The sequence below is a fragment of the Pelagovum sp. HNIBRBA483 genome, assembly GCF_040931995.1.
In the GTDB taxonomy this organism is placed as follows: domain Bacteria; phylum Pseudomonadota; class Alphaproteobacteria; order Rhodobacterales; family Rhodobacteraceae; genus JAEPMR01.
Window position 1 is genome coordinate 1,500,805 of record NZ_CP162412.1, and the last position, 21,964, is coordinate 1,522,768.

24 protein-coding genes are annotated in these 21,964 nt (G+C 57.0%); 6 read left to right on the forward strand and 18 right to left on the reverse strand.

The features are described from left to right. Positions 1-30 precede the first annotated feature (30 nt). From AB1E42_RS07430 to AB1E42_RS07470, 9 genes are all read right to left on the reverse strand, one after another. A complete protein-coding gene (locus tag AB1E42_RS07430) occupies positions 31-480 on the reverse strand; it encodes a GNAT family N-acetyltransferase (RefSeq protein WP_368343618.1) in 450 nt (149 codons plus the stop codon). After that, entirely contained in the window at positions 477-1,418 is a 942-nt protein-coding gene (locus AB1E42_RS07435) for a nucleoside hydrolase (protein ID WP_368343619.1), read from the reverse strand. The genes AB1E42_RS07430 and AB1E42_RS07435 overlap by 4 nt, the downstream gene beginning before the upstream one ends. Before the next feature lie 64 nt (positions 1,419-1,482). Next, the gene (locus tag AB1E42_RS07440) at positions 1,483-1,692 is read right to left on the reverse strand and encodes a hypothetical protein (RefSeq protein ID WP_368343620.1); all 210 of its coding nucleotides are present in this window, start codon (positions 1,690-1,692) and stop codon (positions 1,483-1,485) included. Beyond that, positions 1,689-2,843: an aromatic ring-hydroxylating dioxygenase subunit alpha gene (locus AB1E42_RS07445; protein ID WP_368343621.1), complete on the reverse strand. Its 1,155-nt coding sequence runs from the start codon at positions 2,841-2,843 to the stop codon at positions 1,689-1,691. The genes AB1E42_RS07440 and AB1E42_RS07445 overlap by 4 nt, the downstream gene beginning before the upstream one ends. A 102-nt stretch (positions 2,844-2,945) precedes the next feature. Next, positions 2,946-3,509: an acetolactate synthase small subunit gene (gene ilvN / locus AB1E42_RS07450; protein WP_368343622.1), complete on the reverse strand. Its 564-nt coding sequence runs from the start codon at positions 3,507-3,509 to the stop codon at positions 2,946-2,948. A gap of 46 nt (positions 3,510-3,555) precedes the next feature. Continuing rightward, entirely contained in the window at positions 3,556-5,307 is a 1,752-nt protein-coding gene (locus tag AB1E42_RS07455; protein WP_368343623.1) for an acetolactate synthase 3 large subunit, read from the reverse strand. A gap of 260 nt (positions 5,308-5,567) precedes the next feature. Then, positions 5,568-6,398, reverse strand: coding sequence for an arginyltransferase (locus tag AB1E42_RS07460; protein ID WP_368346388.1), 831 nt, complete (start codon positions 6,396-6,398; stop codon positions 5,568-5,570). A 102-nt stretch (positions 6,399-6,500) separates the two neighbouring features. Continuing rightward, positions 6,501-6,956: an RDD family protein gene (locus tag AB1E42_RS07465; protein WP_368343624.1), complete on the reverse strand. Its 456-nt coding sequence runs from the start codon at positions 6,954-6,956 to the stop codon at positions 6,501-6,503. A 49-nt stretch (positions 6,957-7,005) separates the two neighbouring features. Further along, entirely contained in the window at positions 7,006-7,434 is a 429-nt protein-coding gene (locus AB1E42_RS07470) for a DUF2852 domain-containing protein (RefSeq protein WP_368343625.1), read from the reverse strand. Between the two features lie 247 nt (positions 7,435-7,681). Between AB1E42_RS07470 and AB1E42_RS07475 the strand changes: the two genes are divergently transcribed. After that, a complete protein-coding gene (locus tag AB1E42_RS07475) occupies positions 7,682-10,441 on the forward strand; it encodes a glutamine-synthetase adenylyltransferase (RefSeq protein WP_368343626.1) in 2,760 nt (919 codons plus the stop codon). A 28-nt stretch (positions 10,442-10,469) separates the two neighbouring features. After that, positions 10,470-10,745, forward strand: a complete 276-nt coding sequence (locus AB1E42_RS07480) for a hypothetical protein (protein WP_368343627.1) — start codon at positions 10,470-10,472, stop codon at positions 10,743-10,745. On the opposite strand, the gene eda is transcribed toward AB1E42_RS07480, so the two are convergent. Both eda and edd read right to left on the reverse strand, forming a co-directional pair. Beyond that, positions 10,742-11,383 (reverse strand): bifunctional 4-hydroxy-2-oxoglutarate aldolase/2-dehydro-3-deoxy-phosphogluconate aldolase, encoded by a 642-nt coding sequence (eda, locus tag AB1E42_RS07485; RefSeq protein ID WP_368343628.1) that lies wholly within the window; start codon positions 11,381-11,383, stop codon positions 10,742-10,744. The genes AB1E42_RS07480 and eda overlap by 4 nt on opposite strands. Positions 11,384-11,404: 21 nt before the next feature. Continuing rightward, positions 11,405-13,210: a phosphogluconate dehydratase gene (gene edd / locus AB1E42_RS07490; RefSeq protein WP_368343629.1), complete on the reverse strand. Its 1,806-nt coding sequence runs from the start codon at positions 13,208-13,210 to the stop codon at positions 11,405-11,407. Between the two features lie 199 nt (positions 13,211-13,409). Between edd and AB1E42_RS07495 the strand changes: the two genes are divergently transcribed. Genes AB1E42_RS07495 through AB1E42_RS07505 form a run of 3 tightly spaced genes read left to right on the forward strand, consistent with a single transcriptional unit; the run spans position 13,410 to position 15,814 of the window. After that, positions 13,410-14,030, forward strand: coding sequence for a DUF6778 family protein (locus AB1E42_RS07495; protein WP_368343630.1), 621 nt, complete (start codon positions 13,410-13,412; stop codon positions 14,028-14,030). A gap of 45 nt (positions 14,031-14,075) precedes the next feature. Then, a complete protein-coding gene (locus AB1E42_RS07500) occupies positions 14,076-15,272 on the forward strand; it encodes an RSP_2647 family RNA methyltransferase (RefSeq protein WP_368343631.1) in 1,197 nt (398 codons plus the stop codon). Then, the gene (locus tag AB1E42_RS07505) at positions 15,269-15,814 is read left to right on the forward strand and encodes an RSP_2648 family PIN domain-containing protein (protein ID WP_368343632.1); all 546 of its coding nucleotides are present in this window, start codon (positions 15,269-15,271) and stop codon (positions 15,812-15,814) included. The genes AB1E42_RS07500 and AB1E42_RS07505 overlap by 4 nt, the downstream gene beginning before the upstream one ends. Here the strand turns inward: AB1E42_RS07505 and AB1E42_RS07510 are convergent. From AB1E42_RS07510 to AB1E42_RS07540, 7 genes are all read right to left on the reverse strand, one after another. Beyond that, positions 15,811-16,494 carry a M48 family metallopeptidase gene (locus AB1E42_RS07510; RefSeq protein ID WP_368343633.1) on the reverse strand — a complete coding sequence of 228 codons (684 nt, stop codon included), beginning with the start codon at positions 16,492-16,494 and terminating at the stop codon, positions 15,811-15,813. The two genes, AB1E42_RS07505 and AB1E42_RS07510, sit on opposite strands and share 4 nt — an antisense overlap. A gap of 18 nt (positions 16,495-16,512) precedes the next feature. Further along, the gene (locus tag AB1E42_RS07515; RefSeq protein WP_368343634.1) at positions 16,513-17,148 is read right to left on the reverse strand and encodes a DedA family protein; all 636 of its coding nucleotides are present in this window, start codon (positions 17,146-17,148) and stop codon (positions 16,513-16,515) included. Further along, positions 17,145-17,498, reverse strand: coding sequence for a hypothetical protein (locus AB1E42_RS07520; protein ID WP_368343635.1), 354 nt, complete (start codon positions 17,496-17,498; stop codon positions 17,145-17,147). Before AB1E42_RS07520 ends, AB1E42_RS07515 begins: the two co-directional genes overlap by 4 nt. Positions 17,499-17,522: 24 nt before the next feature. Then, positions 17,523-18,707, reverse strand: coding sequence for a VWA domain-containing protein (locus AB1E42_RS07525; protein ID WP_368343636.1), 1,185 nt, complete (start codon positions 18,705-18,707; stop codon positions 17,523-17,525). 4 nt (positions 18,708-18,711) lie between these two features. Then, positions 18,712-18,882 (reverse strand): hypothetical protein, encoded by a 171-nt coding sequence (locus tag AB1E42_RS07530; RefSeq protein WP_368343637.1) that lies wholly within the window; start codon positions 18,880-18,882, stop codon positions 18,712-18,714. Between the two features lie 11 nt (positions 18,883-18,893). Continuing rightward, a complete protein-coding gene (locus AB1E42_RS07535; RefSeq protein WP_368343638.1) occupies positions 18,894-20,189 on the reverse strand; it encodes a DUF2927 domain-containing protein in 1,296 nt (431 codons plus the stop codon). 309 nt (positions 20,190-20,498) lie between these two features. Continuing rightward, complete coding sequence (locus tag AB1E42_RS07540; protein ID WP_368343639.1) at positions 20,499-21,350, reverse strand: AAA family ATPase; 852 nt, start codon at positions 21,348-21,350, stop codon at positions 20,499-20,501. A 187-nt stretch (positions 21,351-21,537) separates the two neighbouring features. Here AB1E42_RS07540 and dksA point away from each other — a divergent pair, with 187 nt between their 5' ends. After that, positions 21,538-21,960 (forward strand): RNA polymerase-binding protein DksA, encoded by a 423-nt coding sequence (gene dksA, locus AB1E42_RS07545; RefSeq protein ID WP_368346389.1) that lies wholly within the window; start codon positions 21,538-21,540, stop codon positions 21,958-21,960. Positions 21,961-21,964 lie beyond the last annotated feature (4 nt).

Sequence of the window (21,964 nt, forward strand, 5' to 3'; positions counted from 1 at the left end):
AAGCAGAAATGGGGTCATGCGCAGCGTTTTCTAGAGCAAATCGGAAAGAATGCGGGTCTGATCCTCAATTTTCCAGCCAAGCTTTTCGCAAAACCGGCGCGCTCGGACGTCTTGGATATTGACCCGCGCATGAAATGCTTTCAGCCCTGCCTTCGTGAGGCTGACGGCAATCGCATTGGTTACCTCCTTGGCAATGCCGCGATTGCGCACCGAGGGGCGAATGAAAATCTCGTCAAGCCACGCTTCGCGGCCGCCGAGCGAACGGCTCCAGCCAAAGGTCACGAGCACATAGCCAAGCGGCGAGCGGCGCGGGCCGATGAGCCAGATTGCCCCATGCGGTTGACCTTCCAAGAGCGGCTGGACGGATTCTGCGAGCTGCACGTTATCAGTGGAATTCCGGCGCTCTTCGTCATGACGTTGCAGGAGCGGGAGTAGGGCGTCGATATCCGCAGTCGTGGCTAGGCTGATTGCTGTGCTCAAAGCCGTCCTATCCTTTCAACGAGGAGATCATAAAATCCATCTGCGTCCAGATCCCCTATGAACAGCGCATTTTCGGGTTTGCCGGTAACGCGCCACCAATCTGCAACCGTCATTCCCCGCGTCAAAGGCGAATTGGTTTCAATCTCGACGTTGATATTTCTGCCTGAGAATAACTCGGGCCGGAGCAGGTAGGCGATGACGCAGGGGTCATGCAGCGGAGCGCCTTCGGAGCCATATTTCTCCATATCGAAACGTTCAAAAAAATCGGTCCACGCTGCAACCATGTCGCCAGCCTTGGTCCCAAGTGAACGGAAGCGATCGATGCGGGCACGCGTTGTCAGCGCCTTATGCGTAACGTCGAGCGGCATAACGGTAATCGGGCGGCCGCATGCGAAAACTACTGCCGCGGCTTCCGGATCGACATAGATGTTAAATTCGGCTGCTGGCGTAATATTGCCTACCTCGAAATAGGCGCCACCCATCAAGACGATTTCTTGCACGCGCGGAACGATGTCCGGTGCCTTGCGGAAGGCCATTGCGATATTTGTCAGCGGCCCGAGGGGGCAGAGTGTTACCGTGCCTGACTGTTCATTGCGTAATGTGTCGATAATGAAGTCAACAGCATGCTGTTGCTGTAAAGGCATCACGGGGTCATCGAGTTTTGGTCCGTCCAACCCGGTTTTACCGTGGACATGCTCTGCCGTCACAAGCGGTTGCATCATCGGTGCCTCGCAACCCGCAAAAACGCGCGTTTCAGGCTTTCCGGCGAGCTCGCAAATAATCCGCGCATTTTTCTGAGTGAGCGCGAGAGGTACATTTCCTGCCACGGCTGTTACGCCGAGAACGTCAATCTCCTCTGGGCATGCGAGCGCAAGGAGAATGGCTACGGCATCGTCCTGTCCGGGATCGGTGTCGATAATGATTTTGCGGGGGGTCATGACTCGCTCCGTTTGGTTGGAGCGAGAGTGCTGGACTGGCGCGTCGGACGCAAGGGCGCGATCGCTAGATCCTGTCGTGCTGGCGCAGTTCCGCGTGCAGTTTGGGCGTCAGCGGATGGTTCATTTCCAAGCCGAAGATGTAGGCATGGGTCAAGTAGAAGCAGGACGCATCAACGGAATTAGCTGTGCGTCCTGCCTCGGCATATAATTCGACCAAGGCATGCCGATCGTCGCGCACATGCGCGTCCAGCAGGCGTTCGTCGAGATCACTCATACGGATTGCCGGTGCTCCTCAAACTTGCCTGCGACCCAGTCATGGAAACAATGCGTCGGCCCATCCATCGCAGGGCTGAAGCGCCCGCCATCGAAATGCGGCGCAAGGCGGCCTTTCTGCATTCCCTCAACGACAAAAACATCCTCTTCGAAAACGGTTTTCCAAAGGGCTGCGTTCTTGGCGCGCATGCCTTCGTCAGTGTTCGGTTGCGAATAGTAGAGGTGGATATGTTCTACGGTTCTGTCCTGCGCTTTGGGCTCAAGGATGATTGCGAATGCGTGATCGCGCTGAACGCCGAGAAGCACGTTGGGATACACAGCGACATATTCTGCGCCTTCATCCCATTTCTCAGAAAGGTTCGGGAAATCAGGGAACACTTCTTCGTTCACGCCGCGTAACTGGCGGTAAACAAGCGTGCCTTGACCGGAATACTGACCTTTCGCCTCGATATGATAGTGGTCTTCAAGGCGGGAATAGCTGTTCAAACCGGGATGTACCCAAGGAAGGTGATAGCTTTCGCAGTAGTTTTCGACCGCGAGCTTCCAATTCGTTTGAACATCAAGGTGGAAGAAGCTGTCTGCGCCGCCGTGGTAGAGTGGTTGTTCATGTTCGGACCAGCGGGCGATGAGATCGGCATGGACCTCTTCAAATGGTGCGGCACTGCCATCGACATTGATGAAAACGACATCTCGCCAGATATGACTGCGCACCTCAATCAGGCCCAGATCTTCTTTGACGATTGCTTCGTGTTTATTCTGACCCGGTCCTCCAACATGGGGCGTCGAGACGAGACGACCATCCGTGCTATAGCACCACGAGTGGTAGGGGCAGCGGATGGCGCCTTCGATCTTTCGTGGCTCCTGAACAAGGATCATACCGCGGTGGCGGCAAATGTTTTGAAAGACGCGAACTTCGCCGCTGCGGTCGCGCACGAGCAGAAGTGGCATGCCCAGGAATTCGATCGGCTTCGCATCGCCATTTTCAGGCACATCGGCGGCGACGGCGAGGCCGGCCCAAGAGGCAAAGAGAACAGCCTTTTTCTCCTCCTCCCAAACGGTCGGGTCGACGTAATATGCGTTTGGCAGTCCTTGCGCGGTATCAACGCTGCGGCGAACCGCTGACAGATCGCTATCAGGAATATCTTTTGCCATCGAAGCCTCCGGAAATTGAGTCTCTCTCAACTATCACGGAGGGTGCGCGTTCTATATTCCAGTCGCGACCTGCACTTTCATTACCGCGACCTGTCGTTTGGCTTATTCAGTGCCCCGCGAAAGGGCCGCGACGCCGGTGCGGGCTGTCTCAACGAGGCCAAGTGGCCGCATGAGTTCCGCGAATGCGTCGATTTTGTCTGAGGGGCCGGTGATTTCGAATACGAAGCTCTCAAGCGTCGAATCGACAACATTTGCGCGGAAAATTTCTGCAAGCCTGAGGGCTTCAATACGCGCGTCGCCGGTGCCGGCAACTTTCAGCAAGGCAAGCTCACGCTCGACTGCTGGGCCTTCTGCGGTGAGATCGTGAACATCGTGCACAGGAACAATACGGCCGAGTTGCGCATGAATTTGCGCGATCACTTGCGGTGTTCCGGTGGTCACGATTGTGATGCGGCTGAGGTGGCCTGCGTGATCCACCTCGGCAACGGTCAGGCTTTCGATGTTGTAGCCACGCCCAGAAAAGAGGCCAATGACACGCGCGAGCACGCCGGGCTCGTTTTCGACCAGGACCGCGAGTGTATGGCGCTCTACTTCTTCGCTAAAATTGGGGCGAAGATTATAGGCTGAATGGCTCGTGGAGCCTTTTTTGATACGGAGTGCGGACATCTTATCTGCCTTATCTAGTCAACTCTTTGGAGGAAGGGCGCGCGGGTTAGACCAACACCGCGCCTCCAGCCTGAATAGCGCCTTCTGTGGACGCATCGCCCAACAGCATTTCATTATGCGGCTTGCCTGATGGGATCATCGGGAAGCAATTTTCATGTTTTTCGACGAGGCAGTCGAAAAGAACCGGACCGTCATAGTCCAACATTTCCATGATCGCGTCATCGAGGTCTTTGGGATCTTTGCACAGGATACCCTTCGCTCCGAATGCTTCCGCCAGTTTGGTGAAATCGGGCAGAGCCTCCGACCATGATTGCGAATAGCGCTCGCCGTGCAGCAGTTGCTGCCACTGACGTACCATGCCCAAACGCTCGTTGTTAAGGATGAACTGTTTCACCGGCAGGCGGTACTGCACAGCGGTGCCCAACTCTTGCATATTCATGAGCCAAGACGCTTCGCCGGCGACGTTGATCACCAATGCGTCGGGATGGGCCAGTTGCACACCGATGGACGCGGGGAAGCCGTAGCCCATCGTCCCGAGGCCGCCGGAGGTCATCCAGCGGTTCGGGTCTTCAAAGCCAAGATATTGAGCCGCCCACATCTGGTGCTGACCCACCTCTGTGGTGATGTAACGGTCGTGTCCTTTGGTCAGTGCTTCTAGCCGTTGCAGCGCATATTGCGGCTTAATGACCGTGTCCGAGTTGCGATAGTTCAGGCACTCGACTGCCTTCCACTCGTTGATTTTCGCCCACCATTTCGCGAGGTTTTCTTTGTCGGTGACGCGCCCGCGCGATTTCCAGACCTTTAACAAGTCTTCGAGCACATGAGCGACGTCGCCGAGGATCGGGATGTCCACATGGATGACCTTGTTGATCGACGATGCGTCGATGTCGATATGCGCTTTCTTGGATTTCGGCGAGAATTCAGAAATCAGGCCGGTGATACGGTCGTCAAATCGCGCCCCGATGTTGATCATCAGATCGCAGTCATGCATCGCCATATTGGCTTCATAAAGCCCATGCATGCCCAGCATGCCGAGCCATTTCTCACCAGAGGCGGGGTAAGCACCCAAGCCCATCAGGGTGGACGTGATCGGGAAGCCTGTTGCGTCAACGAGTTCGCGCAGCAGTTGGCTCGCTGCATCACCGGAATTGATGACGCCGCCACCCGTGTAGAATATTGGGCGCTTCGCCTTTTCCATTGCCTTGGCCAGCTCGGTGATGGCGTCGATATCGCCCTTCAGTTGTGGTTGGTAATGGCTCTTGGTTTTGGTCTTTTCGGTGTAGGTGCCAGTTGCGAACTGAACGTCCTTGGGGATGTCAACAAGAACAGGACCCGGCCGCCCCGACGTGGCCACATGGAACGCTTCATGAATGACCTTGGGGAGGTAATCAGTTTCTTTCACGAGCCAGTTATGCTTTGTGCAAGGGCGGGTGATGCCAACGGTATCGGCCTCTTGGAACGCATCCGAGCCGATCATGAACGTGGGAACCTGACCAGTAAGAACGATGATCGGGATCGAGTCGAGGAGCGCATCCGTCAGGCCTGTGACTGCATTCGTCGCCCCCGGACCGGAAGTAACCAAAGCAACGCCCGGCTTGCCGGTCGAGCGGGCATAACCTTCTGCCGCGTGAATGGCGCCTTGTTCATGGCGCACCAATACATGCTTGATGTCATTTTGCTGAAAGATCTCGTCGTAGATAGGTAGGACAGCACCGCCGGGGTATCCGAATACCGTGTCCACACCCTGATCTTTCAGGGCTTGAACTACCATTTTCGCTCCGGTCATCTGACGTGTCATCGCTCTTTTCCTTATCTTGACGTCGTCTTTACTAACAAAAAAGCCCTCGGCGGTTGTCCGAGGGCGCATGGGGTTCCGAATGGAATACCGTTACCGGCCCATGCGCCATTTTCCCACTACTAGGAGTACGTCTGTCATCCCCGAAAGCCTTCAGTTTGTCGCGAAACCTTATGCATGTGCAGCGAGGAGCGTCAACACGACTTTTGGAGAAAATGTCGTGAAGTGAGCTTTTTTTGGAATTTTCTTTCTGAGGTTGCGATTTAACGTCGCGCTGGTTGCGCGCCAGGCAAAGAGATCTTGGCAACTTGTTCAGCGATGGGGTCCACGTTCAGGGGGTGTACGCTTCTGTGATAAGCTTCAGGATCACCAAGCGGCTGCCATGCACTGCCAAAATACACTTCCACTGCCTTGAACTTGGCCTTGTAATTCATCTTGCTGCTGCCCGGGACCCAGTACCCAAGGTACACATAGGGCAGGCCAATCTCAGCTGCCAAGGCGATGTGATCCAGGATGATGTAGCTACCAAGGCTATTCTTGGCGAGGTTTGGGTCGAAGAAGGAATAGACAAGCGAAAGTCCGTCTTCGAGTATGTCTGTCAAGCAAACCGCTGCAAGTTCTTCGTCACCATCATCAGTGGTCTTCGCATATTCAATGACGCGCGAACGGATCGGGGTCTCTTCTATCATTGCGGCGAACTCAAAAAGATCCATGTCCGCCATGCCGCCTTCAGCATGTCGGTCATCGAGGTAACGCCGGAAGAGGTCGTATTGCTCTTCTGTCGCCCAAGGAGAGCGGCTCTGCCGTCTGAGATCCTTGTTCTTTTTCAGAATGCGCTTTTGGCTCTTGCTCGGGGTAAAATCCGCAACGCGAATGCGTGCTGAAAGGCACGCCGAGCAATCGGGGCAAGAAGGCCGATAAAGCACATTTTGCGAACGCCTAAATCCTTGCTGGGATAGCGTATCATTGAGCTGGTCGGCGCTATCTCCTTGCAGTGCGGTAAACAGCTTTCTTTCCATGCGCCCTTCGAGATAGGGGCAGGGCTGGGGAGCCGTCACATAAAACTGGGGCGCGATGGGAAGTGTATGACGCATGAAGGCAGTAACGTGGTTAACCCGAAAAAGGTTAGCATTCACGCACTGTTTGGCAAGCTTCAAATCGGGATTGGCGCCCGATGCGCGCTAATCCCCCTGTGATTAGAGCGGTTTCCGGATCATCGCCGTCCCGAGTATGTGGTCGGTCAGGCCTTGTTTGCGCGTTGAGATCAGCATCAATAGAGCGGATACCAGTTGAAGCGGTGAAACGAGGACCGAAACCGTGTAGCCTGCGGTGTGCAAGAGTGCGGTCTGGTTGTCGAACCGTGATCCATCCTGAGAGCGCAGTTCAATTGCAAAGATGCGCATGCCCCATGTAGAGGACGAGGCCGCCAGCGTCCACCAGCGATACAGAAAACCAGTGACAAGCATTAGAAACGGGAAGAAAAACAATCCTGTGAACGCGGTGAACGGAACGATCATTGCGCTTAAAACCGCGATCAGGATGCTGTCGACAATCCAGGCCAGCAGGCGCTTCGTTCGCACACGTTCGTAGAACTGTGGCTCGGTAAACGGGTCTGGCAGACCGGAGAAGTGTTCTTGCGCGGTCATGGTCATGTTCTCTACCTTGGTTGATCGTGTGGCGCCCCTCAGGGCGCCCCACTGATCAGACTTCTTCAGTTGTATTTGAAGCCGGCGTTTTTCGCTCCGCCATGAATTGATCAAACTCGCGTTTGTCTTTAGCCTCTCTCAAGCGTTCCATGAACTCTTCAAAGCTTTTTTGCTCTTCTTCGAGCCGGCGCAGTGTGTCGGCTTTGTAGGAATCAAAGGCCGAATTTCCCGACGACCTCATCGCTGATGAGAAATGGCTGCGGGCACACCGTGTTCTTTGGCTGTGTGTATTGAACATGCGTTTGCTCCAAATCATGTAAGCAAGGAGAGCGAGGCCAATGGGCCAGAATATGATCAAGCCAAGGATGGTCGCACCTATCCATGCATATTTACCGCGGGCGTCGAGCCATGCCTCGGCTTGCGAAAATGGCCCCGGCCTGTGGCGCTCTCTACTTGAATGAAAATTTGTGGCCGCGTCAGTCATTGTAAACTCCCTTTCTATAATGTGAATACCTTTCACATGACCAATATCGGAATTCATATCCGGCATTCAAGGGGGTATGTTAAGATTTTTTACATTACGAGTTGGCAACCTGCAATGTCTTTAGCGGACTCGATTTTTCTAAACGGCTATTGGTTCGCCCCGTCGATAAATTCTGCTGTTCCTAATGCCGGCCGGGCGTGCAAAGTTTGAAGAACGCAAAGACCTGTTCATTTAGGAAGACGACAGAATGACTTTCTCTGACCGGATCAGACGGGCTCCATACAGTTTTGATGCAGAACGCGGTGCTGAGTGCGCGGCTTTGTTTACCGATTTTGATAAGAATATGAGGGATCTGGTGTCAGGCGCGGCGGGGTGCAGCCCTTTTTTGGCGGGTTTGCTTGCTAAAGAGCGGGATTGGTTGGCGAGCCATATCGATGCTCCGGAAGCGGCCCTGGCCAGCATTTTAAAAGAGGTGGCGGAGCTTTCGCCTGATGCATTGTCGACGGGGCTCAGAGTGGCAAAGCGGCGTGTGGCACTTTTGACCGCCTTGGCCGATTTGGGAGGGGTTTGGACGCTCGAAGAAGTAACACGCGCGCTGAGCGATTTTGCGGATGCTGCAGTTGATGTGATTTTGAAATCGTTGGTGGCCGCGGACATTCGAAGGGGAAAAATTCCTGGTCTTGTTGAAAAGGACGCAGCGGTCGCAGGCGGGCTCGTTACGCTTGCCATGGGCAAGATGGGGGCAGGGGAGCTCAACTACAGTTCCGACATTGATTTGATCATCTTGTTTGATGAGAGCCGCTTTGACGAGGACAGCTATCACGACGCGCGTGCCTCTTTCATTCGTATCACGCGCAAGATGACGGGGCTGCTTTCGGACCAGACCGCTGATGGCTATGTGTTCCGTACCGATCTGCGCCTCCGGCCGGATGCTTCGGTAACGCCGGTTTGCCTCTCAATGGGGGCGGCTGAATCTTATTATGAAAGCGTCGGGCGAACATGGGAACGCGCCGCCTATATCAAAGCCCGTTCCTGCGCTGGTGACATTGCGGCCGGGGAGCGGTTCTTGGAGACGCTCCGGCCGTTTGTATGGCGCAAGCATTTGGATTTTGCCGCCATTCAGGATGCGCATGATATGCGCCTGCGCATTAGGGATCACAAGGGGCTGCACGGACCGCTCAAGCTTACCGGTCATAATGTGAAATTGGGGCGTGGTGGCATTCGCGAGATCGAGTTCTTCACCCAGACCCGTCAATTAATTGCAGGTGGCCGTGATCCGAGCCTGCGTGTGCGCGATACCAAGACCGGACTTGCGCGTCTGGCAGAGGCTGGGTGGGTTCCAGAGGACACCGCGAACGCGCTTTATAAACACTATGCAGCGCACCGCGAACTTGAGCACCGATTGCAGATGATCGGCGATCAACAGACGCAAACCATGCCCACCACAGATGAGGGGTTGGCACGACTTGCTGCGTTTTGCGGCCGCGACCTCAACGGATTTTTGGACGACCTTGAGGAGCGGTTTGAAGAAGTTCACGAACTGACTGAAGGGTTCTTTGCGCCCGGGCAGGGGCAAGCCGAGCCTGTTGATGATTTCGGCACCGATATAACTGCGCGATGGCCGTCTTATCCTGCGCTGAGGTCAGCACGGGCTGGTGAGATATTCAAGCGGTTGCGGCCAGAAATCATGTCGCGTTTGAAAGAAGCTGCAAAACCCGACGAAGCGCTTCAGCAATTTGATGCGTTTCTTTCTGGCTTACCTGCTGGCGTGCAGTTGTTTTCACTGTTTGAGGCCAATCCGCAATTGACGCAAATGGTCGTCGATATATGCGGCACTGCACCTGCGCTTGCGCGCTACCTTTCTCGAAATGCAGGGGTTTTTGACGCGGTTATCGGCGGGTCATTTTTTGCGGAGTGGCCTTCGATGGCTGGACTAACGACATCGCTGGCGGAGGTCATGACCCTCGCTGACGATTATGAACTTAAGTTGAACGCTGCGCGCCGCTGGCTGAAGGAATGGCATTTCAGGGTCGGCGTCCATCATTTGCGAGGGTTGATAGACGCGGAGGAAGCAGGGCAGCAATATGCTGATTTGGCCGAGGCCGTTGTGTCTGGGGTGTGGACCGAAGTTGTAGCTGAGTTCAGCCGGAAACACGGGAAACCGCCAGGGAGGGGTGCTATCGTTGTTGGTATGGGGTCTTTAGGGGTGCGCAGATTGAATGCTGCGTCCGATCTCGACCTGATCATGATTTATGATCCGGACGGAGCTGAGAGCTCAGACGGACGGCGCCCGCTGGCGGTACGGACCTATTATGCGCGACTGACGCAAGCTTTGGTAACCGCGCTGACCGCCCCGATGGCGGAAGGGAAGCTTTACGAAGTCGATATGCGCCTGCGACCATCGGGCCGCCAAGGGCCGGTCGCGACGGCGTTGGCCAGCTTCGAGAATTATCAAATGCACGAAGCCTGGACATGGGAGCACCTTGCATTGACACGCGCCCGCCCGATCGCGGGAGCGGTCGCGCTCATGGCCGAAGTTGAGCGGATCCGGCAAGAGGTGATCAAGGCAAAGTCGGGCAGGGCAGAGATCTTGTCAGATGTGGCTGAGATGCGCCGACGGATCGCTGAGGCCAAGCCTGCTGAGGGTGGTTGGGATGCCAAGGTCGGGCCAGGCCGGCTGCAAGATGCCGAGTTGATTGCGCAGACGGCAGCATTGCGCGCCGGAAGTCCTGCGCAAACGGTTTCGGATCAGATCGCGGCAGGTGTCGCCTCTGGCTGGTTTGATGCCGCAGATGCAGCAGCGTTGGAGGCAGCGCTGGGGCTTTTCTGGCGCTTGCAGGCCTCGGCGCGACTCCTGACCGGAGGGCGACTTGATCCTGAAGAACTTGGCGAAGGCGGCCGCCGCTTTATCTTGAGGGAAACCGATCATGATACGATCAACGCACTCTCAAAGGCGATGGACGAGATCAGCGCGGCGGCGGAGCAGGTGGTCAACCGGCTGTTGTAGAACTAGGGCGAACAGAAGGCGGATGATTATGGTACGAGACCCATCGGATCTCAGAGGGTTAATCCGGGAAGCCTATCGCATCGAGGGGATCGGTGCGTCGGAATGCCGGTCAATTTTCCTCGATTGGGCTTTGGGTGTCCCTGCTGGCGAAGACCCGAAAGAGCATGTGCGGCGGCTGCTGGGGAAATATGGTTCTGATTTTCCAGATCATCCAATGACGGAGACGCTGCGCGCTGCTTTGGATGAGATTGCGGCTCCGCGCCGCCGCGGTGGGCGGGCGCGGAGGATCAGTCCAGACGGTTAACGCGCTAGTGTGGCCGCTGCACTTGCGAGCGTTTCGATGCCTTTCCAATCTTCTGCCGCGATAAGGTCTTTCGGGGCGACCCAGCTACCTCCGACGCAAAGCACATTGGACAGGGACAGGTAATCACTTGCATTCCTTGGACTGACCCCGCCAGTGGGGCAGAAGCTGACCTGCGGAATAGGGGCCCCGGTGGATTTCAGTGCAGGCGCGCCGCCGTTCGTTTCAGCGGGAAAGAACTTTTGTACCGTGTAGCCGCGCTCCAAAAGACGCATGGCTTCGGTTGCGGTCGCGCTGCCGGGGAGAAGAGGCAGGTCATTTGCTTCGCAGGCATCAAGGAGGCGGTCGGTCGCGCCGGGAGCGACGCCGAATTTGGCACCGGCGGCTTTTGCGTTTTCTACGTCTTTGGTGGTCAGAAGTGTGCCGGCCCCAACGACCCCGCCTTCAACCTTGGTCATCTCGCGGATGACATCCAGCGCGGCTGGTGTGCGCAGGGTGACTTCGAGCGCAGGAAGGCCGCCACGCACGAGAGCAGCGGCGAGTGCCTCTGCCGTCGCGGCGGAATCAATGACCAAGACAGGGATAACGGGCGCCAGTAGGCAAATTTTCCGATTGAGCTCTGAAGCGTGTTCTGGTGTCATCACCAGCTCCTTTTCGTTTGATTAGACGACGACCGCAGCGCCGTTGGAAGATTGTCCGACGGTTTGACGGAACATCTCAAACAGTTCGCGACCGACGCCGTTTCCATTGCCTGTCAAATCGGCGACTGCTGGTGTACGGGTCGACAGATCGACGTCGCATACTTGCAGAGTTCCGGTTGTTGCATCCAGTTCGATGACGTCACCATCGCGGAGATAGGCAAGCGGGCCATTATCAGCGGCCTCTGGCGAAACATGGATCGCTGCGGGAACTTTGCCTGAGGCGCCAGACATGCGCCCATCTGTAACCAATGCAACTTTCAGTCCGCGATCTTGAAGCACAGCGAGCGTCGGCGTCAGGGAATGCAGCTCAGGCATTCCGTTGGATTTTGGGCCCTGAAAACGCACCACGATGATAGTGTCTTCGGTGATTTCGTTTGCGCGGAAGGCGTCCTTGACCGCTTCCTGATCAGGGAAGATGCGGGCGGGTGCCTTGATGATGTGGCGCTCCGGAGCCACTGCAGAAACCTTGATGACGCCGCGCCCGAGATTGCCGCTGAGCTGGACGAGGCCGCCTTGTTTCTGGAAAGGGTCAGATGCGGGGCGCAGAATCTTGTCGTTCAGGCTGTCTGTCGGGCCGGCGACATAGGTGACTTTGCCATCGGTGAACTTCGGCTCTTGGGTGTAGAGCGCAAGGCCGTCACCTGCAACGGTCTTCGTGTCGGGGTGGAGAAGACCCGCATCAAGCAGCTGACCGATCATGTAGCCCAAGCCTCCGGCGGCGTGGAAGTGGTTCACGTCAGCAAGTCCGTTCGGATAAACCTTTGCCATCAAAGGGGTGACAGCCGAAAGATCGGAGAAATCCTGAAGATCGAGGGCAATACCGGCCGCACGCGCCATAGCTGGGAGATGCAGCACAAGGTTCGTCGATCCCCCCGTTGCCATCAGACCGACCATTCCGTTTACGAAGGTGCGTTCGTCGAGGATGTCGTAGACGGGGCGATAATCATTCCCCAGCGCGGTTATGGCCAGCGCGCGTTCAGTTGCTGCGGTGGTGAGCGCCTCGCGCAAAGGCGTGTTCGGGGTGATAAAGCTTGCACCCGGCAAGTGGAGCCCCATAAACTCCATCAACATTTGGTTGGTGTTGGCAGTGCCGTAGAATGTACATGTCCCCGGCCCGTGGTAGGAGGCCATCTCCGCCTCCATCAACGTATCGCGACCAACCTCGCCGACCGCAAATTGCTGGCGGACCTTGGCTTTTTGATCGTTGGGAATGCCGCTGGTCATTGGCCCTGCGGGAACGAAGACGGAGGGTATATATCCAAAGGTCGCGGCAGCCATAACGAGGCCCGGGACAATCTTATCACAAACGCCGAGATAAAGAGCGGAGTCGAATGTGTTGTGCGAGAGGCCTATGCCAGCCGCCATCGCGATGACGTCGCGCGAGAACAGCGACAATTCCATGCCCGTTTGTCCTTGGGTCACGCCATCGCACATGGCGGGCACGCCGCCTGCAACCTGTGCTGTCCCACCGGTTGCGCGGGCGGCTTCACGGATCAGGGCGGGATATGTCTCATAGGGCTGATGCGCCGACAGCATATCGTTATATGCGGTGATGATGCCGATATTCGGTGCGCGGCCTTCTGCGAGCGTGCTCTTGTCATCGCCCATTGCAGCATAGGCGTGGGCTTGGTTGCCACAGCTAAGATGCGCGCGGCGCGGACCTTCCGCAGCGGCGGCTTTCATACGTTCGAGATAAGCTGCGCGGGTCGCTTCGCTGCGTTCGCGGATGCGATCGGTGACGGCGTTAATGGTACGGTGCAGAGACATATCATGCTCCTAAAGCTCGAATCTTGGATGTGCCCTAACATGTTGAGTTAGCGCTAACAATGGGGGCTTGCACATATTCCCGCTCAGATTGTTCCCCCGAAATGACCACAACCTGCCATATTCACGCCCCAGTTTGGCGCAATCTTTCGAACATGAATTCGTTTGGCTGAAGAAAACGCAGCCTGAAAGGATCGACGAAATGGTACGCATCATCGCTCTCCTCACTTTGGCGCTTGGCATCGCTGGTTGCACGTCAACTGTCGACACGGCATCGCGTGCGACGCCGCTCGATATGCCACTCACGGCAGAGACGACGGCTTTCCAGCATTCGTATGCGGTAGAGGACGTACAGGTGTTTGTACCTGAGTCATTGTCAGTATCTGAGGCAAACAGCTTCTATCCGATCGCTGATATCGTTTGGCGCGGTGATCTCTTTGGTGATCGGCACCAGCAGGTAGAAATGCTGTTTGAGGAAGCAGCCTCCCTTGGTGCAGAAACCTTGGAAGGGGATATCCCTGTCTATGTGCAGCTGGTCGTAAATCGGTTTCATGGCGTCACAGAACGCACCCGTTATTCGGTCGGTGGTAGCTATCACATGGTCTTTGAAATGACGGTGTATAACGCCGAAACAGGCGTTGCGATTGAAGGACCGCGTATGATTGACCTAAACCTGCCCGCCCCGGGTGGCCAAGCGGCAATCGAGCTGGAACGCATGGGCCAGACCGAGAAAGTCCGTGTTGTCAGCTACCTGACCCAACAGCTTTTTGAACAGCTTGGTGGAAACGGAACGGCGCCTGCGATCATGGCGGCGAGCAGTTGACAGATTTCGCTTCCGAAATTCCGGTTTAAACTTTAGGAGGACGGCATGACGCTGTCCTCTTTGCCTATTGTCCGCCTTATGCCCAAAGCTGATGTTCGTGCCATCCGTCACGGATTTCCTTGGGTGTATTCCAATGAAGTTGTTTTGGATCGCCGCACAAAGGCGCTCCCCGCCGGAACAATCGTTTTATTGCAGGATGCCGAACGGCGCGATCTGGCTGTTGCTACTATCAACCCAGCTTCGAAGATTGCTTGCCGTGTACTGGATCTCGACCTAACAGCGCAAATTAATGCCACTTGGATTGCAGACCGGATTTCGCGTGCCTTGGCGCATCGGGAGGGGATGTTCGCAGAGCCATATTACCGCCTGATCCATGCAGAAGCAGACGGTTTTCCCGGTGTGATTGTTGATCGTTTCGGTGACGTTGCGGTGTTGCAGCCAAATGCGGCATGGGCTGACGCTATGGCGCGTTCGTTCGCCGAGGCGCTGCGCGATATTGCCGGCGTTACGACGGTTATTCTCAATGGCAGCGGGCGAGCGCGTGGTCTTGAGGGACTGGATGACCGTACGGAAATCCTCCTCGGTACAGCGCCGCAGGCTCCGATTCACGTTCCAATGAACGGAGCCACTTATATGGCGGATGTCATGGGCGGGCAAAAGACGGGGCTGTTTTTTGATCAGCGTCCCAATCATGCGTTTGCGGCGAGCCTGGCAAACGGAGCGGAAGTGCTTGACGTTTTTAGCCATGTGGGCGGTTTTGGGTTGGCTTGCCTCGCGTCGGGGGCGAAATCGGCGCTTTGCGTTGACGGCTCAGAACAGGCGCTGTCATTGGCCCAAAAAGGGGCTGAGGCGTCGGGCATGGCGGAGCGCTTCGCGGTACGGCAAGGGGATGCGTTTGAGGTGCTCGCGGCGCTTGCTGTGGAAGGCGCCAGTTTCGACGTTGTGATTTGTGATCCGCCTGCGTTTGCACCGTCCAAGAAAGCATTGGACGCGGGATTGCGGGCTTATGAGCGCATTGCGCGACTGGCCGCGCCGTTGGTGCGGGAAGGTGGCTACCTCGGTCTATGTTCCTGTTCGCATGCGGCCGACCTGAGCAAATTCCGCAACGCGAGCGCGCGTGGAATTGGCAAGGCCGGTCGGCGTGGGCAGATCATCTACACCGGGTTTGCAGGCCCCGATCACCCACAATTGCCGCAGCTTGCGGAGTCCGGCTACCTGAAGTCGGTGTTTTTCCGGCTATGAAGCTGGTCCTAGATGCCTGTGTCATGTTTCCGACCGTGATGCGGGAGGTTCTTCTCGGTGCGTCGGAGGCGGGGTTCTTTGAGGCGCTTTGGTCACCGCGGATCCTGGAGGAATGGGCACGGGCCGCCGCGCGATTGGGACCAGAAGGTGAGGCCGTCGCGCGCGGGGAAGTGGCGTTGCTGGCGGCACGGTTCCCAAATGCGAGCATTTTGGTGCCTGATGGCTTCGAACGGCGGTTCTGGCTACCTGATCCGGCCGATATTCATGTGCTTGCGGCGGCGGTCTTTGCATCGTCTGATGGGATCGTGACCTTGAACCGCGCCGATTTTCCGAAGTCGATACTGGCGGAGGAAGGGCTTCAACGGTTGGAGCCTGACGGGTTGCTCTATGGCTTTTGGTTGAAGGATGCCGCAGGGATGGAGACAGTCTGCGGTAGAGTGCTGGAAAAAGCGCGTGCTCTTTCTGGCGCCGAATGGACAAGCCGGAGCCTTTTTAAAAAGGCGCGATTGCCCCGATTAGCAAAAGCGTTGAGTGCGAATTAGTCAAGCCAGCGGGCTTCGTTTTTCTCGATAGCGGCAATACGTTCGGCTGTTTTCGGATGACTCAGAAGCCAAGCTGGCGCTGCGCCGCCTGCGCCGCCCGTTAATGCCTCCAGCTTTTGAAACAAGGACTTTTGCGGGGCGGTTCCGATGCCCGCTTTGACAAGCAGGGCGGAGGCGTAAGCGTCCGCTTCATATTCGTCAGAACGCGAAAGGCGGGCCATCAGAAGGCTGGAGAGGCCATTGGCTATATAGACGCCAATGCCGGGGAGGAAGCGGCTCAAGACCATTGCCAGTGCGGTGCGCAAGGCGTTCTGACCGGAAAAGTCGATCATCCGCCGCCGGCCGTGACCGAGCGCAACATGGCCGAGTTCATGTGCGACGACGGAGGCCAGTTCATCGGCTGTGACATGGCCGCTGCTGTATTTGCGGTAGAAGCCGCGGGTGATGAAAATGCGCCCGTCTGGTGCCGCGAGGCCGTTGACGGGGTCGATTTCATAAAGGTGCACTTTTATGCGCGGAAGATCGAGCGCGGTAGCGAGCCTTTGGAAGGTGTTTTGAAGCGTCGGATCGGCCAGCTCGGATGAACGGCTGTCGAGCTCCTTGCCAAGCCGCCATGATGAAAAGCGGTACATCGCGACGGCGTAGAGTATGGCGAGAAGGATCGGCGTGAATTTCAACATGAAGGTGATATGGGGCTGTTAGCGCGGTTTGCCAAGCGCCGAGGGGCGGCGACGACGGCCCAAGCGGCGGGCGCGCATGGCGTGGCGAAGCCAGAAGGCAAGAAGCGCGGTCACGGCAAGCCCAGCCAGCAGGCCGGAGATATCGGAGGCGAGTTCGGCTACGAGGCCGATATTGCTGGTGAAAGCGGTGCCAAGCGTGATGTAGAGGAGCACCCAAACCACCTCACCCGCTGCGCCCCAGATGGTGAACTGAAGCCAGCGCAGCCGTGTCGCTCCAGCAACAAAATTTGCATAGGGGCCAAGAGGTGACACCAGCCATCGGCTGAAGAAAACACCCGGCCCACCGTAGCGGTTGATCTGAACTTGGGCCTTTTGCATCAGTCGTGCGCTGCGCGGGTGTTTTGCGAGATACTGATCCAACCACCTGCTGCCCCAACGACCGATGCCATAGCCCGCCTGATCGCCCAGTATTGCTCCGCTGAGGGCGGCGGCAACTGCTGTGGAGAAGGGGATATCGCCTGCTGCAACGAAGGCACCGCTTGCCAACATCACCAGTGAGGCCGGAATTGGCATTGCAATGCAACTGAGAAAGGTCGTGATGAACAGCAGCGTTGCGCCGTAGTAGGAAAGCTGCGGGAGGATCCAGTCGGTCATTGCTGGCGCTCTTGCTCCGCAAGGATTTGCGCAACATCTTCAAGCAGTTCATCAGTTGATATATTGAGGAGCGTGGCCAGTTCTTCTAAGCGCATTCGAGGTGTGACCCTCGCGTCTGTGCTCAATGCGTCAATCAAGACATCGGGCGGAATGCGCCAGCTCTTTGAGATGAAGCCAATGGTCATCCAGCCGGCCGGTTCTTCCTGCCAATGGCTCGGATCGCTCCAGAACAGCGTGGCGACAACCATCCGTGTGCCGAAGCCTGCCGTCAGAACCAGCGCCAGCAATAGGCCGATGCTGGCGATGCGATGACGCGCCCATAACTGACGAATGATCCGGCGTCGTGCCATTGATCTTTCCTCCTTCAAGGATGGCTAGCGCAACAAAGCCATGCCGCGGTTCAGGCCTTCGAGGGTCATCGGAACCATTCGTTCCGCGCCTATGATATTCTGAACCATAGCAATAGAGCGGGTATAGCCCCAGTGCTCTTCGCGGGTGGGGTTGATCCAGAGGAAATTGGGCCAGTTCTGCGCGATACGGTTGAGCCAGACCTCGCCGGCCTCTTCGTTCCAGTGCTCATTGGCGCCGCCGGCGAAGGCGATCTCGTAGGGGGACATCGAGGCGTCACCGACAAAAATGCAGGTGTAGTCCTGCCCGTAGGTCCGCAGCAGATCCCATGTGGACAGGCGCTCGTTCCAGCGGCGTGCGTTGTCCTTCCACATGAACTCATAAGGACAATTGTGGAAGTAGTGATGTTCGAGATGTTTGAACTCTGCGCGCGCGGCGGAAAAGAGTTCCTCGACAGCGCGGATGTGAGGGTCCATACTGCCACCAACATCCAGAAATAAAAGCACTTTTACCGCGTTGCGGCGCTCGGGGCGGGTCTGAACATCGAGGTAGCCATGTTCGGCGGTTGCGCGGATCGTGCCGTCGAGATCAAACTCCTCGGCCGCCCCATCGCGGGCCCAGCGGCGGAGGCGCTTGAGCGCGACCTTGATGTTGCGGGTTCCGAGCTCAACCTGATCATCGAGGTTGCGGAATTCGCGTTTGTCCCAGACCTTGACCGCGCGTTGATGGCGGCTGGTGTCCTGACCAATGCGCACACCCTCGGGATTATAGCCGTAAGCCCCAAAGGGAGAGGTTCCCGCAGTGCCGATCCATTTATTTCCACCTTGGTGGCGGCCCTGTTGCTCTTTGAGCCTCTCGCGCAGGGTTTCCATTAGTTTATCAAAGCCGCCAAGGGCTTCGATAGCGGCGCGCTGCTCGGCGGAGAGTGTCTTTTCAGCAAGTTTCTCAAGCCATTCGGCGGGGATGTCGAGGGACTCGATTACCTGATCGGTACTGATGGTTTCTATGCCTGAGAAGGTCGCTGAAAAGGCGCGGTCGAACCGATCGAGGTGGCGTTCGTCTTTTACCAGTGCGGTTTGCGCGAGGTGGTAGAAGGCGTCAATGTCGTAGGTGGCAAGGCCTGCCCTAAGCAGGGCCAGGAAGGACAGAAATTCCCGCAAGCTGGCCGGAACTCCTTGCTTTCGGAGGTTGCCGAAGAACGGGAGGAACATCGCCCTAGCTGTAGCTGCGCTCGATCAAGACGAGGGCGAAAAGTCCAAGAACGCCACCGATCATCGCACCGACGGCTGCCCATTGGGCCAGATCAAGTGCCTTTCCTTGGCGTCTGCGTGCGCCAAAGCCGCCGATGATCGCACCCAATAGCAGACCGGAGAGCGGATAGATCATGTCGCATGCCTCTAAATGGCCGGGTTCAGCGCAGAGATTTCTGCCAGCTTTCGCCGGACGGTGTCGTCACTGCCAAACCCGTACCGCGCCCAACCGAGACTGTCCAGTCGTTGTTCGGCCGCTTCTTGCGGACGGCCCAAGAGATCGAGGGCCTCGGCGCGGAGCATCATTAGCGAGGCAAGGATGGCTGCGTTTTGATGTGCATAGGCGACAGGGATCGCTTCGTCCGTGAGGCGCAACGTCGTCGTGGCATCACCGGCCGAAAGAGCAAAGCCTGCGAGTTGGACTTTCACATGTGCGCTTTGGATCGCGGTTGATTGCTGTTGGCTATATATCCCGTCCGCAGCGCGGAATGCGCCATAGGCAACGCCGGGATCGCTTCGTAATTTTAGTTGCCCCAGCGCGAAGAGTGAGAACGCGCGCGACTGCGCCGGCAGCGTGGTGCTGTTGGCAAGGCGGACCGCATTTTCGGAGGCGTTGGTGCGCCTTGAGAACGACAGCGAGCCAGTCATCGAGGCGTTGATCGCCGCCTCCCATGCGGAATTTCCGCCGATGATCGGGGTTGGCCTGAGAGCGGCACCGGCGGGGTTGAGTTGCGCAAAGATCGCGGGAAGGCGGGTGGCTACGTCGTCGCGCGTCATGCCATTTGCGAGAGATGGATGGTAGTATGCCCTGAGCATCAGCATGTCATAAGGGGTGAGAACGGAGTGGAAGTTATCGTCGTTGAAGACGCTGTTTTCCAACCGGAAGAGGTCATTGAGCGGGCCAAGACCTTGCGCCAGTTCCTCGTGTAGGCAGTCGCGCACCTCTTGTGGTGGTGCGTCGGAGGGGACGAAAACGGTAGCGGTGGTGCGGCTACGAAGGGTTGTCCAGTCGAGGCGACCGCTATTTTTTGCCTTTTGAAACTCGGCCCAGCCGCGCACATTGGGAACAACGAAACAAGCCGCGCCGGAGACGGTGGACTGAATGCGTGCACGGGGGATCGCCTCAATAACAATCCGTGCATCGGAGCTGCGTGATAGGGTGATGGACAGTCCTGCCTCTGAGCGGAAACGGGCGAGCAATTGCTGGAGATCGCGCTGGCCGATCTGGTTGAGGCTTGGTGCAGCGTAGACCGTAATCGGACCATCGAAGCGGGTGAAAAATGGGAGAGGTCGTCCGCTTTCCAGTTGAAAGGAGAGCTCTATGAAATCGCGGGTCAGATTGGCATTGGCGAGCACAGGGGTGGCAAGTTGCGGCGTGGCGCTGAAGAGCTTAACTGGGGGAAGCTCCAGCGTCATCGGCATGGCGCGCGTGGCTTGCATCATAGGTGGATCTTGCGGGGCGCAAGCAACAAGGGCGAGGAGTGAGCCACCCAAAAGAAAGCCGCTGCGAAACGCTGGGGCGTTGGGGCGCGTTAACCGTTTGTTATACTTTTCAGAGAGGAAATCTCGCCAATTTGCGCGAAAAATGCGCGCGGGCCTCATTTTCGAAACTTGGATTGGCCGCTGACGCAATGGACGTCCTGCCTTTTCAAAAGAATGAATCATTTCTCTTACCAAAATACTCTTACGCCGTGCAGCGTTGGTGGGAAATGTGGCGCCCTAGGGGGCGAATTAAGAAAAACTCCGGAATATTCAGCGGCGCGGCGCCCCCTCCCGCCGCGACATAAAGGCGAGGCGTTCGAAAAGCTGGACGTCTTGTTCATTCTTCAGTAGCGCGCCGTAGAGCTTGGGCAGGGCGTTTTGGGCGTCGGCGCGGAGGTCTTCGGCTTCAAGATCTTCTGCAAGCAGGAGTTTCAGCCAGTCGAGCACCTCGGATGTGGAGGGTTTCTTCTTGAGGCCCGGCGTTTCGCGAATGTCGTAAAAACGGGTGAGGGCGGTTGCGAGCAGCTCTGCTTTGATGCCGGGGTGGTGGACATCAATGATCTGTTTCAGCGTGTCGGTATCAGGAAAGCGGATGTAGTGAAAGAAACACCGCCGCAGGAAGGCATCGGGCAGTTCTTTTTCGTTGTTCGATGTGATGATGACGATGGGGCGGGTTTCGGCGCGGATGGTTTCGCCGGTTTCGTAGACATGGAATTCCATGCGGTCGAGCTCTTGCAAGAGGTCGTTGGGGAACTCGATGTCGGCCTTATCGATTTCGTCGATCAAAAGTACGCATTTGCCGGTATGGGAGAATGCCTCCCATAGTTTGCCTTTGCGGATATAGTTGCGCACGTCATTTACGCGCTCATCGCCGAGCTGGCTATCGCGCAGCCGGCTGACTGCATCATATTCATAGAGTCCCTGCTGCGCGCGGGTTGTGGATTTAACGTGCCATTCGATGATCGGCAGACCGAGTGCAGAGGCTACCTGCCGCGCCAGCTCTGTTTTGCCCGTGCCTGGCTCGCCCTTCACCAAGAGCGGCCGCTCAAGTGTGACGGCAGCGTCGACCGCGATTCTGAGTTCGTTGGAGGCGACATAGCTCTCGGTACCAGTGAATTTCACGCTTTCTCTCCGAAGTTTGATAACGCGGACAGTATGTTGTGCGACGTCGAGCTTCAACAATCTGTTTTAGGGTTTTTTGGGGGGTGACACTTCTCCCGCGTGGGAGTAAACGGACCGAAATGTGAGGGAGAGCCGTATGGTTGACGCTCAAGACGCCCTAACCGACGGCGCAGAGAAGGGTCACAAGATGAAAGCTGAAGTCTTTCTGCCGGACGACTACCGTCCTGCTGATGACGAACCATTTATGAACGAGCGGCAGCTTGAATATTTCCGCCGCAAACTGCTGGACTGGAAGGCTGATCTTCTGGAGGACAGCAGGGACACTATCGAACATATGAAAGACGGCACGCGCAATATCCCTGATATTGCCGACCGCGCCTCTGAAGAAACCGACCGCGCACTTGAACTGCGGACCCGCGACCGCCAGCGCAAGCTCGTCAACAAGATCGACGCCGCGCTGCGCCGGATCGATGAAGGCGAATACGGCTATTGCGAGATCAGCGGTGAGCCTATTAGCCTCAAGCGCCTCGATGCACGCCCGATCGCGACGATGACGCTGGAAGTGCAGGAGCGCCACGAGCGCCGCGAAAAAGTTCATCGCGACGACTGATCGT

Coding starts and splice junctions, on each gene's coding strand:
- dksA (WP_368346389.1), top strand. CDS start 21,538: ATGAAAGCTGAAGTCTTTCTGCCGGACGACTACCGTCCTGCTGATGAC.
- edd (WP_368343629.1), bottom strand. CDS start 13,210: ATGTCTCTGCACCGTACCATTAACGCCGTCACCGATCGCATCCGCGAA.
- AB1E42_RS07435 (WP_368343619.1), bottom strand. CDS start 1,418: ATGACCCCCCGCAAAATCATTATCGACACCGATCCCGGACAGGACGAT.
- AB1E42_RS07515 (WP_368343634.1), bottom strand. CDS start 17,148: ATGACCGACTGGATCCTCCCGCAGCTTTCCTACTACGGCGCAACGCTG.
- AB1E42_RS07510 (WP_368343633.1), bottom strand. CDS start 16,494: ATGTTGAAATTCACGCCGATCCTTCTCGCCATACTCTACGCCGTCGCG.
- AB1E42_RS07455 (WP_368343623.1), bottom strand. CDS start 5,307: ATGACACGTCAGATGACCGGAGCGAAAATGGTAGTTCAAGCCCTGAAA.
- AB1E42_RS07530 (WP_368343637.1), bottom strand. CDS start 18,882: ATGATCTATCCGCTCTCCGGTCTGCTATTGGGTGCGATCATCGGCGGC.
- AB1E42_RS07525 (WP_368343636.1), bottom strand. CDS start 18,707: ATGTTCCTCCCGTTCTTCGGCAACCTCCGAAAGCAAGGAGTTCCGGCC.
- AB1E42_RS07500 (WP_368343631.1), top strand. CDS start 14,076: ATGACGCTGTCCTCTTTGCCTATTGTCCGCCTTATGCCCAAAGCTGAT.
- AB1E42_RS07465 (WP_368343624.1), bottom strand. CDS start 6,956: ATGACCATGACCGCGCAAGAACACTTCTCCGGTCTGCCAGACCCGTTT.
- AB1E42_RS07475 (WP_368343626.1), top strand. CDS start 7,682: ATGACTTTCTCTGACCGGATCAGACGGGCTCCATACAGTTTTGATGCA.
- AB1E42_RS07505 (WP_368343632.1), top strand. CDS start 15,269: ATGAAGCTGGTCCTAGATGCCTGTGTCATGTTTCCGACCGTGATGCGG.
- AB1E42_RS07460 (WP_368346388.1), bottom strand. CDS start 6,398: ATGCGTCATACACTTCCCATCGCGCCCCAGTTTTATGTGACGGCTCCC.
- AB1E42_RS07445 (WP_368343621.1), bottom strand. CDS start 2,843: ATGGCAAAAGATATTCCTGATAGCGATCTGTCAGCGGTTCGCCGCAGC.
- AB1E42_RS07495 (WP_368343630.1), top strand. CDS start 13,410: ATGGTACGCATCATCGCTCTCCTCACTTTGGCGCTTGGCATCGCTGGT.
- ilvN (WP_368343622.1), bottom strand. CDS start 3,509: ATGTCCGCACTCCGTATCAAAAAAGGCTCCACGAGCCATTCAGCCTAT.
- AB1E42_RS07480 (WP_368343627.1), top strand. CDS start 10,470: ATGGTACGAGACCCATCGGATCTCAGAGGGTTAATCCGGGAAGCCTAT.
- AB1E42_RS07440 (WP_368343620.1), bottom strand. CDS start 1,692: ATGAGTGATCTCGACGAACGCCTGCTGGACGCGCATGTGCGCGACGAT.
- eda (WP_368343628.1), bottom strand. CDS start 11,383: ATGACACCAGAACACGCTTCAGAGCTCAATCGGAAAATTTGCCTACTG.
- AB1E42_RS07470 (WP_368343625.1), bottom strand. CDS start 7,434: ATGACTGACGCGGCCACAAATTTTCATTCAAGTAGAGAGCGCCACAGG.
- AB1E42_RS07535 (WP_368343638.1), bottom strand. CDS start 20,189: ATGATGCAAGCCACGCGCGCCATGCCGATGACGCTGGAGCTTCCCCCA.
- AB1E42_RS07520 (WP_368343635.1), bottom strand. CDS start 17,498: ATGGCACGACGCCGGATCATTCGTCAGTTATGGGCGCGTCATCGCATC.